The organism is Paenibacillus sp. FSL K6-1318 (assembly GCF_037976905.1).
GTDB lineage: Bacteria > Bacillota > Bacilli > Paenibacillales > Paenibacillaceae > Paenibacillus > Paenibacillus amylolyticus_A.
The window spans coordinates 1,415,008-1,430,035 of the sequence record NZ_CP150270.1; the positions used below are offsets into that span (position 1 = coordinate 1,415,008).

The following is a 15,028-nucleotide window of genomic DNA, read 5'->3' on the forward strand; positions in this document are numbered from 1 at the left end:
TACATAGCACCAAACCGATTGCCAACATTGGAGATCTTTCATGCCAGCATCACACACATTATGAGACAGGGAAGGGTGTTGTACGTATGCGAATGAGAAAAAAATGGATGTCCGGTGTTCTAACCATGGCCTTGAGTACCGTATTGGTGTTGTCCGGTTGCTCCAGTAACGAGAGTGGAGAGGCTACGCCTGCTCCGACGGAAGGAACCGACCCTCCAACCGAAACGGTAGCACAGGATACGATGATTATGGGACGTGGTGGGGATTCCGTCGCACTCGACCCGGCGATTGTGACCGATGGGGAGTCACTCAAGATTGGACATCAGGTATTTGATTCGTTGCTGGACTATAAGGAAGGCGGAACAGAGGTCGTTCCTGGACTAGCAGAGAGCTGGGAGATTTCGGCGGATGGGCTCAAGTATGTGTTTAAGCTGAAGTCAGGAGTGAAATTCCATGATGGAACTGACTTCAACGCTGAGGCTGTTGTGTTCAACTTCAACCGCTGGGGCGATCCGGCGAGTGAATATAAATTTGAAGGAGATTCCTTCGACTATTATGATTCCATGTTTGGTCCAGAGGACGGACGTGTGATCAAGGAAGTGAAGGCGACGGACGAGACTACGGTGGAGTTCACATTGAACCAGCCACAAGCGCCTTTCCTGCAAAATATTGCGATGACGCCATTTGGCATTGCCAGCCCAACCGCGATTCAGGAGAAAAAAGAAAACTTTAAGAGCGAGCCTGTGGGCACCGGCCCATTTGTATTCAAAGAATGGAAGCGTAACGACTCCATTACCCTGGAGAAAAACGCGGATTATTGGAAAGAAGGACTGCCGAAGCTGAACAAAGTGATCGTACGTTCAATTCCGGATAACACCGCTCGCTTCAATGCCCTGCAAAACGGCGAGATTGATGTCATGGAAGACCTGAACCCGGACGATCTGTCCATCCTTGAAGGCAACAGCGAGTTGCAGAAGATCGAGCGTCCACCGTTCAACGTGGCGTATATCGGTTTTAACTTCAAGAAGAAACCCTTTGATAATGTCAAAGTCAGACAAGCCCTCAATCATGCGGTGAACAAGCAGGCCCTTATCGATGCGTTCTTTGCTGGACAAGCTGAGCCTGCTGTTAACCCGATGCCGCCAACGCTGTGGGGGTATAACGATACCATTGAGGATTACCCATATGATCTGGAAAAAGCAAAAGCTTTACTGGCCGAGGCTGGCTTCCCTGATGGATTGCCTGAACCGGTAACTTTCTATGCGATGCCGGTATCCCGTCCATACATGCCTGATGGCAAGAAGGTGGCGGAAGCAATCCAAGCTGATTTTGAGAAAATTGGTGTGACCACGAACATTGAATCCCCAGAATGGGCGACGTATCTGGATGATGCCAAAGCTGGTGAGAAAGACGATATCTACATGCTCGGCTGGACGGGAGACAACGGAGACCCGGATAACTTCCTCTACACGTTGCTGGACAAAGACGCCATTCCGGGCAACAACCGTAGCTTCTATGTCAACGAAGAGTTGCATGTGCTGCTGACGGATGCGCAGAAAGAAACAGATCAGGAGAAACGTGCCGAACTGTACAAACAAGCGCAGGTGATTATCAAGGAAGACGCACCGTGGATTCCGCTCGTGCACACTACGCCAATTTTGGCGGGTAACTCGAACCTGAAAGGTTTCGTACCATCCCCGCTGGGCAGCGAATCTTATGCTGGTGCCTACTTTGAGTAACGTAGAGGTAAACTGAATTTCTATTTCTATCTCTATCTCTATCTGTATCTGAATATGAACCTAACGCATTAATTATTCTTTCTTACAAAGCGCTGGTGAGACGCAATGCTTGGCAGAACCCACATCCGGACGTAACTATCCAAAGCATGCGCGTCTGCCGGCGCTTTTTATTTTTCCACGATATGTCGAAGGCAGGTGAACAGGATTGAACAGCTATATTGTCAAACGTGTGCTTGTGTTGCTGCCCGTGCTGCTGGGCATGACTCTGATCGTCTTTTCCATCATCCACGCCATTCCGGGTGACCCGGCTGAGACCATACTTGGGCAAAAGGCAACCGAACAATCCAAGCAGGCCCTTCGTGACCAGCTCGGACTGGATAAACCCTGGTTCCAGCAATATTTCGCCTACTTGGGTGATTTGCTCAAAGGTGACCTGGGAACATCCATCCGCACCAAGGTGCCTATTGCCCAGGAAATTGTGCCTTATCTGACAGCAACCCTTGAATTAACGATGGCCAGTATGTTGTTTGCTGTCATTATTGGGGTGAATGCCGGGATTGTCAGTGCATGGAAGCACAACTCCTGGTTTGATTATTGCTGTATGGTCATTGCTTTGGTGGGGGTATCGATGCCGATCTTCTGGCTCGGTTTGATGGAACAATGGTTGTTCGCGAACAAGTTACAGTGGCTGCCATCCATTGGGCGCATGAATGCACGTGATCCGGTGGAAGCCATTACGGGCTTGTATGTACTGGATACGATGATTGCCGGACAATGGAATCAGTTGTGGACTGTAACGAAACATTTGATTCTGCCAAGTGTTGCACTGGGAACGATTCCGATGGCTGTTATTGCCCGGATGACCCGTTCCAGCATGCTGGAAGTGATGAGTTCCGATTACATTCGTACAGCGAAGGCGAAGGGATTGGGTCCGTTTTTTGTCGTATATGGACATGCGCTCAAAAATGCGTTTATTCCCGTGCTTACGGTTATTGGCATCCAGACCGGATCGTTGCTCGGGGGTGCGGTGTTGACCGAAACGATCTTCGCCTGGCCGGGCGTGGGACGCTATATATATGAAGCGATTAGTTCGCGGGACTATCCGGTGATCCAGAGTGGCATTCTGATCGTGGCGTTCTTTTTCGTGGTGATCAATCTGATTGTGGACCTGCTCTACGCCGTGTTCGATCCTCGAATTAGTTATAAATAGGGAATTCATCATTCAATCATATCCAGGAAAGGAGACACTGCATGGCCAAATTATCGACCAATACCGGACCATCTATTGATGCTGCAACAGCGAGCACATCTGGTCCATGGCGGGAAGCATGGAGAACGTTTCGGAAAAATCGGCTTGCGCTTGCGGGCCTGATTATTATCGTGTTTTTTATCCTGTTGGCCTTCCTCGCGCCATACATCGCACCTTACGATTATAAGGAACAGGTGCTGGTAGATCGGCTTCAGGCCCCTTCGGCAGAGCATTGGTTTGGTACCGATGATCTGGGGCGTGATGTATTTTCCCGAGTGCTACATGGAGCGCGTATTTCATTGTGGGTGGGCTTCTTCTCCGTCATTGGTTCCATTATTGCGGGTACGTTGCTTGGTCTGATTGCCGGATTTTATGGAAAATGGGCGGATATGCTCATCTCGCGTCTATTTGATATCTTGCTCGCTTTTCCCGGGATTTTGCTGGCCATCGCCATTGTGGCAATATTGGGCCCGTCGTTGCAAAATGCACTGCTCGCCATCGCCATCGTGAACATCCCGACCTACGGAAGATTGGTGCGTTCACGGGTACTCAGCTTGAGACAGGAGGAATTCATTACGTCGGCGCGGACACTTGGAGCGGGTAACGGGCGAATCTTGTTTCGCCACATCTTGCCCAATAGCCTTACTCCGCTGATCGTGCAAGGTACACTCGGAATTGGAACGGCGATCATCGAGGCTGCTGCGCTCGGATTTCTAGGCATGGGCGCACAACCACCCGACCCGGAATGGGGAAAAATGCTGTCGGACTCCCGTCAGTTTATACAAAAAGCACCGTGGACACTGATCTTTCCCGGCGTTTCCATTATGTTGACCGTGCTCGGCTTCAACCTAATGGGCGATGGCCTGCGCGATACCCTTGATCCGAAAATGGCGAAAAAGTAGAACTTTCTAACTCTAACCGTAAATGTCTCTCCCTATGCCGGTTCGAACTTTGGTTCGAGGCGGCTTTTGTTTTACTTGAGGGATTACGTTAAAATGATTGGTGATGTGCAAAAGTTGAAGGGTTATTCGGTCTTTTTGTTAAAATAACCGCCTGCGTATTGACACCCAATTTTCCCATATGTTATATAAAAGGAAGGGTTTAGCACTCCGATCATTAGAGTGCTAACAAATGATGTTTTTAATACACGACTACATATGGAATGATTCTGTTTTGGAAAATAGAGATTGAACCTGAGTAGAACATGCGAAGCCAAGGTGCGCAACAGACTTGAAGCTGCATCCCATGTCTAGGAGATATCACTTCATTGATATTCTCTATCCTAAAAATCAGTCGCTGATCAGATGCAAAAGTAGTGCAGGGGACGAAATCGATTTGGAGGAAGCAGAGCGTTCGCCTAAAAGCTTTCTGAAAGAAAGCTGCTACGGAAGCATATGCTATCACCGGATTTCTCCCTTTTAAAAAGGGAATCAAAGAAATACGGGGATAACAGCGATCCGAAAAACGATTCGTAACCGGAACGGCTACATTGCAGAACGTCGTGCACTTATTTTTACAATGAGCCAGTTAGAAGTGTAGCACAATATCTGTGGACTAGAGCGATCAAAGGTTTTTGAGTCTACTAATGGCCGCAGGATTATCTCAGTTACTTTCTATTTTCAATTCAATCATTCGATATCCAATTTGAAGGGAGTCCAACTACTCATGGCTAAAAAAGAATTCCAGGCAGAATCCAAACGTTTGCTGGATATGATGATCAACTCCATTTACACCCAAAGAGAAATCTTTTTGAGAGAATTGATCTCCAACTCCAGTGACGCCATTGATAAAATTTATTACAGAGCACTGACGGACGATGCGCTCGTTTTCAACAAAGAGGACTACTTCATCAAGCTCACGATCGACAAAGAAAACCGCACGCTCACACTGACGGATACCGGAATCGGGATGACGCAGGAAGAGCTGGAGAACAATCTGGGGGTTATCGCGAAGAGTGGTTCCCTGGCGTTTAAGAAGGAAAATGAAGCTAAAGACGGCCATAACATCATCGGACAATTCGGGGTAGGTTTCTACTCGGCATTCATGGTAGCGGACAAGCTGACAGTAACAAGTAAAACGTTGGGCAGCGACGAGGCTTGGAAATGGGAGTCCGAAGGCGCGGATGGTTACACCATTACACCAGCTGAGAAGGATTCTGTAGGTACAGAGATCGTCCTGACGATCAAAGAAAATACCGAAGAAGATTCGTATGACGAATTTTTGGAAGAGTACCGCCTGAGATCCATTATCAAGAAATACTCCGACTTCATTCGCTACCCGATCAAGATGGATGTAACGGGTCAACGTCCGAAAGAGGGCACGGAGAACGAATTCGAGGAATACCAAGAAGAACAAACCGTGAACAGCATGGTGCCGATCTGGCGTAAAAATAAAAGCGAACTGACCGAAGAAGACTACAATAACTTCTATATGGAAAAACGCTACGGTTTTGACAAACCGCTCAAACACCTGCACATCAGCGCAGATGGCGCAGTGGTATACAATGCGATCCTGTTCATCCCAGAGAATACGCCGTTTGACTACTACACGAAAGAGTATGAAAAAGGCTTAGAACTCTACTCCAACGGTGTATTGATCATGGATAAATGCGGAGATCTGTTGCCAGACTACTTCGGATTTGTCAAAGGTATGGTGGATTCCGAAGATCTGTCCCTGAACATCTCCCGTGAGATGTTGCAACATGACCGTCAGCTTAGCCTGATCGCGAAGAACATCAAAAATAAAATCAAGAGTCAACTGCAAAGCCTGCTGAAGGACGAGCGTGAGAACTACGAGAAGTTCTACCAAGCGTTTGGTCGTCAGTTGAAATATGGCGTATACAGCGACTATGGTGTGAACAAGGATACATTGCAGGATCTGTTGTTGTTCACGTCTTCCAAAGAGAGCAAACTCGTGAGCCTGGACGAATACGTCTCCAGAATGCCGGAAGATCAGAAGTACATCTACTATGCATCCGGTGAGTCCATTAGCCGTATTGAGAAGCTGCCACAGATCGAAGGTGTTCTTGAGAAAGGGTACGAAGTATTGTACTTTACCGATGACATCGACGAGTTCGCAATCAAGATGATCACGAACTACAAGGAGAAAGAATTCAAATCCATCTCCAGTGGTGACCTGGGTATCGAAGATAGCGCGGACAAAGAAGAAACGGACGCTCAGGACAATGACAACAAAGAGTTGTTTGAAGCGATGCAAGCTCAATTGGCCGGTAAAGTCAAAGCCGTTAAAGCTTCCAAACGTCTCAGAAGCCACCCGGTATGCTTGTCCACCGAAGGTGAGCTGACGATTGAAATGGAGAAAATCCTGAAAGCTATGCCAAACAGCGAAAATGTACAGGCTGATAAAGTGTTGGAGATCAACGTGAACCACGATGTCTTCAAATCGTTGCAAGATGCTTTCGCGCAAGATCAGGAAAAGCTGAACCTCTACACTAGCCTGCTGTATCATCAAGCATTGCTGATCGAGGGACTGCCAATTCAAGATCCAGTAGAGTTCACCAACGATATCTGTAAGGTTATGGTGTAAACTTCTGCGATATCGCAGTGGTGTAAGAACGGTGCACCGAATCAAAGTGATGGAATGTTCCATACAGTTTCCGGGTGAAAGGCTCAGAGCTTATATAGCCTGGAAACTACAAAATACCGTTGCACCCACCATCTCCACCCCGACAGGGCGTTTCAGTCCTGTCGGTTTTTTTGTTTTTACCCACAACGGGGAGGGCGCGGGGGAGACAGACTATCATTGAAGCAAATGATGATATTATTATAAGTTGAACTTGATCTTCACTTGATTTTAGCGAGATAACTAGTGAATACCATTAATGTATTTTCAGGACAGCAAAAGTAGTGAAGGGGACGGAATCGATTCTGAAGAAGCGAAGCGTTCGCCTAAAAGCTTTCTGTAGGAAAGCTGCATCGGAAGCATATGCTATTCCCTAATTTCTCCCTTTTAAAAGGGAATCAAAGAAATTTGGGAATAACAGCGATCATAAGAACGATCCGTAACCGGAACGGCCACACAAACTGTATAAGGTACTTTTTTTCATCATAAGTCACGATAGTGTGAGTTCAATATGAATCATTGTCATTTAGATGCACGGATGATAGTCTGGCAGGGTATAATAAGAGAAGATGACTGTTCATTACAAGTTGATGTAAGAAGAGATGACAATCGCAGACAGGTTTTACTTTTCGAAACCACAGATGTTGTGTATAATCACTCAAAATAGAGACAGTCGGCTAGGAGTGATCCCCATGCAATGGAACGATCTGAGAGAACATAGACAATATCCTGAATTAACCAAATTGGATGGATCTCGTGCAGCGTATGAACGGGACTATTCGAGACTCATTCATTCACCGACCTTCCGTCGGTTACAGGGCAAATCGCAGGTGTTTGGCGCAGGAACGGGTGATTATTATCGTACTCGCTTGACCCATTCCCTGGAGGTGGCACAGATTGCCCGAGAGGCTGCCCGAAGTTTGATTCGCCGTTTTCCCGAAGTGGACTGGGACCGCGCGGACAACCCCGGCCTTATTATTGATTCAGAAGTGGTGGAGTGCGCTGCAATCGCACATGACTTCGGTCACCCACCGTTTGGACATAAAGGTGAAGAAGTATTGGATGGCATTCTGGATGACCTCATTAACACCGAGGCTAAGAAAATCATGAAGAAAAGCCGCAGCGCCAAAGTTCCCAAGGTCGAGTCTGAAGTACGTGCCGAGTTAAAACGGAAATACGAGCATTTTGAAGGCAATGCGCACAATTTCCGTCTCATTATGCACTTGGAGAAACGTGAAGATATCGACGGACTGAATCTGTCTGATGCGGTATTACTAGGGATAAACAAGTATCCATACCCTGGGACAGAGAGTAAAAAAGGCATGTATCATCATGAGTGGCAATATATTCGGGAGATCCGTGATCGCTGGAACGTACCAGCAGGCAAGAAGACGCTGGAAGCACAGCTGATGGACCTTTGCGACGATATTGCGTACTCCTCACATGACCTGGAGGATGGCATCAAAGCAGGAAAAATTGAAGTACATGAGCATTTCCTGCAAGATCCGCATGTGAATCGACTGATTGTGGATAAAATTACAACGCTGGAGGATCTGTTCTGGAACGGATGGACCCGAGAATCGATTGGGCAAAAGGTAGAAGAGGTACTCGCTTCGTTCCTGCGCATCTGGAATGAAAAGATGCCGTTCTGCGAACATGATTACTCGCGTACCCGTCGTGAAGTGAAAGCCTATTGGGTGAGCTTTTTTGTAGGCAGCCTGGGTGTTATTGACGACGGTGACTGGAAGAAGGTAACCTTTGTCCGTGAAGGGGCTGAAGACCTCGACATGCTGCGTACGGTGAGTGTGCTCAAGAGTTTTGCCTGGGTGACCATGATTCGTGACCTGCGTGTGCAGCGGCTACAGAAGCGCAGTGAGTGGATGATTAAGCGATTATGGGATGCATTCCTCGATCCGGAAACGTCCAAATCGATAATCCCTTCTGACTGGCTGCAACGGTATGAGAAGGATCAGGCCAAAGCCCAGCCGATCTGGACTTGGGAACACATGGTGATCGATTATATTGCAGGAATGACGGATGCATTTGCCGAGAAAATATACAATGAACTCTACGGTCTGAAGGTGGGTTCCATCTACGATCTGGATTAGAGTTAACCAAGATAAAGGGAGATGAGACGCTTGGCTACGAGAATGAGTGAGACGTTCAGTCTGGGCGTACTTGACCTTGTTCCAAGGTTAAATGATGCCACAGCGGAACAGGCGCTTCAACAATCGGTGACACTTGCGCAACATGCTGAGGCGTGGGGATACGCCCGATACTGGACGTCAGAGCATCATGATATGACTGAACTCGCATCAGCTTCTCCCGAAGTGCTTCTGTCCCACATCGGAGCAAGGACAACAACGATTCAACTTGGCTCCGGTGCGGTCCTGTTGCCGCATTACAGCCCGCTCAAGGTGGCAGAGTCGTTCCGTCTGCTTGCTGCGCTCTACCCGGGGCGTGTTGAGTTGGGGCTCGGACGTGCTCCTGGCGGTGGACCTCATGCGACGATGGCACTCAGTGGCAATTACTTGCAGCATGTGTCCAAGCTGCCTGAATCGCTCGCAGCACTGACGGAACTGCTCGAAGACCGCTACATGTACGAGGAACATCCCGTGACGGCGCGTCCGATTCCCAAGCTTCCGTTATCGCTGTGGATGCTGGGGACAAACGTAAAAAGCGCAGAGTTTGCGGCACAGTTTGGCATGGGGTATGTTTTTGGTCAATTCATGAGTGATGCCGATGGTATAGAGGCTGTAAAGCGGTACCGTGAAGGGTTCATACCCAGTGCAACCATGAAGGAGCCAGAGGTTATGGTGGCCGTTAGCGTATTGTGTGCCGAGTCAGAGACGGATGCTTTGACTTGGAGTCGTGACATGGCGGAGAGACGCAAGGCGGATGGAAAAGAACGTTCACCTGAACAGAAATCCGGTACGGTCTCGGCCTCGAGCACGAATGATACAGGCGTTGATGACCATAACGAAGCGGTTCGGCACTACGCAGGTACACCAGAGCAGGTATGGAGTCAATTACAACAAGTGAGTCGGAGGCTGGATACGGAGCGTTTGCTGCTAGTCACGGCTGGGCCCGATTACGAGCGAAGGCTGGATTCTTACCGATTGTTGGCTAAGCATGAGACAGGGGTCATGAAGTAGACGCATCCTCTATAAGATGCCAGTCCGTTGAAATCCGAACAAATCGAAAAGCTGCAGATCGGGAATTTGCCGTATGCTGCAGCTTTTTTTTGGATGTTGTTAAAATTCAACAATCTTTTACAAAATAAAGCATCTCTCTAACAAAATAATGTTATAATACTTTACGTCTATTTTCCTATCGATATAATATAGATAAGTGCTTTTGACAAGAGGTCAAAAGAAGGGAAAAACAATGACAAAACACCTGAATTCGGGATGGCCGAAGAGGTCAAGGGGGAAATCATATGTTCAGCAGATTCAAGATCAAGAGTATCGGTCTGCGTATCAGCATCGCGTTCTACTTGTTAATCCTCTGTTTAATTGTTTTAAGTGTCACGATTGTCACCCGGATGAATTCTATTGAATCCAACACCAACGAAATTACGAACAATTGGATGCCATCAATCCAGCAAATTAACCGGTTAAACTATACCACAGAGCATGTCCTGTCACTAAGTTATCGTCATTTTGACGCGGATGAATCGGACAAGGCATTCTTGTCAGAAGAGCGTACCAAGTATATTCGTGAAACGACGCAGGCGATTAAAATCTATGATCAGCAGGAGAAGTCTCCCGATGAACTCGAGCACTGGACTGCGTTCAAGAATAAATGGGAAGCATATCTCAAGATTAATACGCAATCGATCAAGCTGAGTGATGAGGGGCAGACACAGCTGGCGAAGGAAGTGTCGGAAAAAGGTGCTGATTCCTTTGACGCGATGCAAGTCGATCTGGATTATCTTGTGGAATACAATCAGGAACAGTCCAATCTTGCTGCCGCTCAAACGATCAGATCTGTGCAGGATGGCAGATTGTTCATCATTTTTGGAGTTCTCATCATGATTGTTATTACAGCGATCAGTATTCCGATTATTCGTTCACAGGTCGTAAAACCGCTGCTACGTGTCATTAGTGCGGTGAAACTGATTGCAGAAGGCCAATTGAATGTTCAGGACATACATACCAAACATGAGGATGAAGTCGGTGTTCTGGCCAAAGCGGTGAATGACATGAAAGGTAACCTGACTTCCATGGTGCTGAGCGTCAGACGAATTGCAGAAGCTGTTAATCGGCAGAGCGGTGAACTGGCAATCTCCTCGGAAGAGGTTAAGATTGGTAGTCGCCAAATTGCTGTGACGATGGAAGAGTCAGCCAAGGCGGCGGAAAGCCAGGCAGAGACAGCCGTGGAATCCGCACGTACGGTTGAAGCTTTGAATGATCACATCCAGAAGCATACGGAACAAGGCAGCCAGCTGCGCGCCATGTCCGATCTTGTGCTGGAGCAAGGGCTGAATGGTCGTAAGGCGATGGAACAGTCAGTGCAGCAGATGCAACAGATTTCCGGTTCGGTCTCGGCTTCCATGAGCAAGATGGAACGGTTGAATCGTAAAAATGAAGATATTTCCAAGCTGGTTCAGGTCATTCACGACATTGCACGCCAAACCAACCTGCTGGCATTGAATGCCTCCATTGAGGCAGCGCGTGCGGGAGAGAGTGGACGTGGATTCGCCGTAGTGGCATCAGAAGTGCGGAAATTATCTGAGGCTGTGCAGACTTCAGTGGAAGAGATTACGGCGATTACCGAGGATATTCAACAGGATTCACAAGGGGTAGTTGCAGAATTGCGCACGGGCGTTCAGGAGACCGAACTGGGTCAGGAACATGTACTTGCTTCGGGTCAACTGTTCCGTACAATTAATGAATCGGTGGAAGGAATGGTTGGTGTTATCGGGACCATGACGGATGGTCTCGCAGGCATGCAGGAAGCAAGCGGACGCATGAATGATTTCAGTCAGCAGATTTCAGCTGTTTCGGAACAATCGGCAGCCAGTGTGGAGGAAGTTTCGGCATCGGCAGAAGAGCAGGTTAGTTCCATGGAAACGATTAGCGGCAATATTCAAAGTCTGAAAGAATTGTCTGAAGATCTGCTTACATCCATTGAAAAATTAAAAATATAACCTTCTTCTTTTAATAGAAGAAACTGGACTCATACAGGCGACGATTGGTGGAAATTCAGCACAATTTTGAGCCTGTTGCCTGTAACGTAAGCTGACAAAAACGAATCGATTTCTATAGTTCTAATCTCAAATAAAATAAGGTGTTCCCGAATAATGGGAATGCCTTATTTTTTTCTTACTAATAAGTACGAGCAAGGAAATGATAGTTGTCTAGGAGCCTGACATTGTATACAATGACTACCTGAAGCTAACGTAACAGCCGATATTCGCTATGTCTTCAATAGGCTAGTATTTATATAGAAGAAAACATGAGTTTTGAAGGAAGGAGAGGATAACTTTGCCTGATGAATCACATGGTGTTCACCCTGTTTCTGGGAAATACCTCTATACCTTTGCTTGCCATGAGAACGAGCGTGAATTATGCATGCTGGAGCTGAATACATTGCTCGAACTGAGTTCGGATATCCGCTTAGACGGAGGTTCGTATGTGTGGTCCGAACGATGTATTCCACCTGGGCGTAGCCCTTTTATCCATGGCAGACTGGACGTGATCGGTGAAGGGAACACTGTGACGGATCTGCTACCTCTTGCTAAAAAGATCCAGTTGTTTCCAGAAGATACATTTAAGGTAGTTTGTCTGAAAGAAGGCGATCATGCACCTGATTATGAACAGTCCCGACAACTGGAAAAAGAAGTCGGCATGTGCATTAAAGGCAAGGCACAGATGAAGCAACCTAAGGTGACTTTCGGCCTAATCCGAACAGGAGAAAAATGGATCTTGGGCCAGTGGACAGAAGCTGATCGATCTTGGCAAATTCATCGGCAGAAGCCGCAAAACTACTCGACTGGATTTGGCATCACGCTTGCCAGAGCGCTGGTTAATATTGCTATTCCGAAGGTGGAAAATCATCGGTTGCTTGATCCCTGCTGTGGCATGGGAACGGTTGTAATTGAAGCTTTATCCATGGGAATTGATGCAAAAGGTAACGATCTGAATCCTCTGGCTGTCCGAGGTGCACGTATCAATCTGCCGCATTATGGATATGATTCGGATCGAATCACACTGGGAGACATGAATGAACTGGAAGGTTTGTATGATGCAGCAATTTTGGATATGCCCTATAATCTCTGCTCTGTACTTCCGGATGCTGAGCAACGAGCCATGCTGGAGAGCTTGCGCAGATTGGCAAAACGGGCAGTGATTGTTTCCACAGAGTGGGTAGAAGAGCACTTGCTGGAAGCGGGATGGATGGTAAAAGAGTATCGAACAGTGCACAAAGGCACGTTTATACGTCATATTTGGCTGTGTATGTAAGCGTAAAAAGCAAAAGCTCTACCTCTAGGGAAAATTTCCAGAGGTAGAGCTTTTTACTGTGTACATTTCAGTTGAACTAACAATTTACAAGAGAACCGTAGAGGATAGAAATATTCTTTAGTTCCATTGGTATCGTTGATCTGATTTGCACAATATTGCATGGGAACGGGTGTTTGTGTTAATATTTATGACTATAATCCACAAGGTTCACCGGCAGGGTGTCGCCAGCGACATAAGCTTCCAAATTTTTGACGAAAATATCGACTGCTCGATCTGCGTATTGCTCTGTACTTCCTGCGATATGAGGCGTAATTAACACGTTATCCATGCCCCATAGCGGGTGGTCTGCAGGAAGAGGTTCTTCTTCGAACACGTCCAGTGCGGCGAAGGCAACCTGGCCATTTTGGAGCGCGCTCAGCAAGGCTTCCGTTTTCACACTTGGGCCACGGCCCACATTGACGAAGCAGGCACCGGATCGGAAATGCTCAAATGCAGTTTGATCATATATATGTTTGGTTTCATCAGTTAGCGGTAAAATGTTAATTACATAATCGCCCTGGCTCAAAGCTTCATGTAAACCGGTCATGTCGTACATTTGATCCACATTGGGAACATCCTTACCTGAGCGGCGAACTCCGATTGTGCGCATGCCGAGTGCTTTGAGGACGCGGGCTGTTTCGGTTCCGATCTCACCCACACCAACGATGACCGCTGTTTTGCCATGCAGTTCCGGCAATGGTTTGGCAGGAGCTTTCCATTCGGACTGTTGTTGATGCAACATGGCTTGTCTCAGCCAGCGACTGTGGGACAACATCATGCCCAGAATGATTTCGGTGATTGGAATCGCGTGGACCCCATTTGCACTGGTGACCTGAACATTCTTTTGTTGCAATTCCGCGAAGGGGAGACTGTCCACACCTGCGGACCAGACTTGAACCCATTTCAACAGGCTTTCCTGTTTCAGAGCATGTTCAGTGACGAGTGGTGACCAGCCGAAAATAATCTCAGCCTCTTTCAACTCAGCGGGGTCCAATTCCTTGGCTTTTCCAAATTTCAGGGTGTATCCCGGTGCAGCATTCTGAATGCGTTGTTGCTGTTCTTCGGATAGAGATGGAAAACATACAATTTTACCCATAATGTGTGGTCCTCCTGAGATATATAGTTTGATGAGTTTGATAATTGAAGTGTATCAGATTTGATGTTGGATGTGCATTAAGGTGGAAAATGCAGGAATCTAGCCTTATTTGCAAATTCTGATCTTTGTGTCACTCTATATTTACCCAACTTGAAACAATATGTATAGTTATGAAATAATAGAGCGAACTTTAGAGAGGTGTATGCAATGAATAACCAATCATATCAGGATCATGCATCCCGGCGGGAAAGATTGTTTGTAGCGATTCGTCTTCCTGTAGCTGTTCAGCAGTCTCTTCAGATGGATGCGAGGCTTGTACAGAACAAGCTTGATTTTCGTAAATGGACAGATCATAGAGATTTTCATATAACCTTGCAATTTCTGGGGGATACCTTCGTTAGTGATATTGGACACCTGCGAAAAGCATTGCGCTCAGCAGTAGCCGGATTCCGGGCTTTCGAACTTCAGCTATCGGGCTGGGGCACATTTGGGCTTGAAGAAGCCCCTAAAGTGCTCTGGAAAGGTGTTAGCGGAGAGGTGGATCCATTGCTTTCGTTACAAAAAGAGATCGTGAAGGCTACTTCAACCCTTGGGTATGAAGCTGAATTAAGACCATTTGCTCCGCACATTACAATCGCCAGAAAGTTTTTGGGGCAGCTTCCAGGTAATGAGAATAAAGGGGTATCCGGAGTGCTTCCGGAACATTCCACAGGTGCTAATTCATGGATGGTGGAGGACGTTGTACTTTATGTAACAAGGCTTGGACAATCGCCAATGTATGAGGTCGTGGATACGTTCTCTTTTTCCTGAAAATCATTTTTATGCCATAAAATCACATTGACATAACGTTTATCCC

10 protein-coding genes are annotated in these 15,028 nt (G+C 47.1%); 9 read left to right on the forward strand and 1 reads right to left on the reverse strand.

The genetic code is table 11. From position 1 onward, the window contains the following. The first annotated feature begins 92 nt into the window (after positions 1-92). From NYE45_RS06120 to NYE45_RS06155, 8 genes are all read left to right on the forward strand, one after another. On the forward strand, positions 93-1,739 hold the full coding sequence (locus NYE45_RS06120) for an ABC transporter substrate-binding protein (protein WP_340016039.1): 1,647 nt from the start codon (positions 93-95) through the stop codon (positions 1,737-1,739). Positions 1,740-1,944: 205 nt separating this feature from the next. After that, on the forward strand, positions 1,945-2,949 hold the full coding sequence (locus NYE45_RS06125) for an ABC transporter permease (protein ID WP_017690144.1): 1,005 nt from the start codon (positions 1,945-1,947) through the stop codon (positions 2,947-2,949). A 41-nt stretch (positions 2,950-2,990) separates the two neighbouring features. Next, a complete protein-coding gene (nikC, locus tag NYE45_RS06130) occupies positions 2,991-3,890 on the forward strand; it encodes a nickel transporter permease (protein ID WP_253431493.1) in 900 nt (299 codons plus the stop codon). 763 nt (positions 3,891-4,653) lie between these two features. After that, positions 4,654-6,534: a molecular chaperone HtpG gene (htpG, locus tag NYE45_RS06135; RefSeq protein ID WP_340016040.1), complete on the forward strand. Its 1,881-nt coding sequence runs from the start codon at positions 4,654-4,656 to the stop codon at positions 6,532-6,534. A 728-nt stretch (positions 6,535-7,262) separates the two neighbouring features. After that, positions 7,263-8,678 (forward strand): dGTP triphosphohydrolase, encoded by a 1,416-nt coding sequence (gene dgt / locus NYE45_RS06140; protein WP_074093901.1) that lies wholly within the window; start codon positions 7,263-7,265, stop codon positions 8,676-8,678. 21 nt (positions 8,679-8,699) lie between these two features. Next, positions 8,700-9,725 carry an MsnO8 family LLM class oxidoreductase gene (locus tag NYE45_RS06145; protein ID WP_340016041.1) on the forward strand — a complete coding sequence of 342 codons (1,026 nt, stop codon included), beginning with the start codon at positions 8,700-8,702 and terminating at the stop codon, positions 9,723-9,725. A gap of 284 nt (positions 9,726-10,009) precedes the next feature. After that, complete coding sequence (locus NYE45_RS06150) at positions 10,010-11,722, forward strand: methyl-accepting chemotaxis protein (RefSeq protein ID WP_340016042.1); 1,713 nt, start codon at positions 10,010-10,012, stop codon at positions 11,720-11,722. 337 nt (positions 11,723-12,059) lie between these two features. Next, entirely contained in the window at positions 12,060-13,037 is a 978-nt protein-coding gene (locus NYE45_RS06155; protein WP_340016043.1) for an RNA methyltransferase, read from the forward strand. 178 nt (positions 13,038-13,215) lie between these two features. Here NYE45_RS06155 and NYE45_RS06160 read toward each other — a convergent pair whose 3' ends face one another. Then, complete coding sequence (locus tag NYE45_RS06160; protein WP_340016044.1) at positions 13,216-14,172, reverse strand: D-2-hydroxyacid dehydrogenase; 957 nt, start codon at positions 14,170-14,172, stop codon at positions 13,216-13,218. A gap of 207 nt (positions 14,173-14,379) precedes the next feature. On the opposite strand from NYE45_RS06160, the gene thpR reads away from it, so the two are divergent. Beyond that, the gene (gene thpR, locus NYE45_RS06165; protein WP_340016045.1) at positions 14,380-14,982 is read left to right on the forward strand and encodes an RNA 2',3'-cyclic phosphodiesterase; all 603 of its coding nucleotides are present in this window, start codon (positions 14,380-14,382) and stop codon (positions 14,980-14,982) included. Positions 14,983-15,028 lie beyond the last annotated feature (46 nt).

Bases quoted from the DNA above. Each gene is read 5' to 3' on its own strand.
- NYE45_RS06120 (WP_340016039.1), top strand. From the start codon at position 93: ATGAGAAAAAAATGGATGTCCGGTGTTCTAACCATGGCCTTGAGTACC.
- NYE45_RS06145 (WP_340016041.1), top strand. From the start codon at position 8,700: ATGAGACGCTTGGCTACGAGAATGAGTGAGACGTTCAGTCTGGGCGTA.
- htpG (WP_340016040.1), top strand. From the start codon at position 4,654: ATGGCTAAAAAAGAATTCCAGGCAGAATCCAAACGTTTGCTGGATATG.
- NYE45_RS06150 (WP_340016042.1), top strand. From the start codon at position 10,010: ATGTTCAGCAGATTCAAGATCAAGAGTATCGGTCTGCGTATCAGCATC.
- NYE45_RS06160 (WP_340016044.1), bottom strand. From the start codon at position 14,172: ATGGGTAAAATTGTATGTTTTCCATCTCTATCCGAAGAACAGCAACAA.
- nikC (WP_253431493.1), top strand. From the start codon at position 2,991: ATGGCCAAATTATCGACCAATACCGGACCATCTATTGATGCTGCAACA.
- thpR (WP_340016045.1), top strand. From the start codon at position 14,380: ATGAATAACCAATCATATCAGGATCATGCATCCCGGCGGGAAAGATTG.
- dgt (WP_074093901.1), top strand. From the start codon at position 7,263: ATGCAATGGAACGATCTGAGAGAACATAGACAATATCCTGAATTAACC.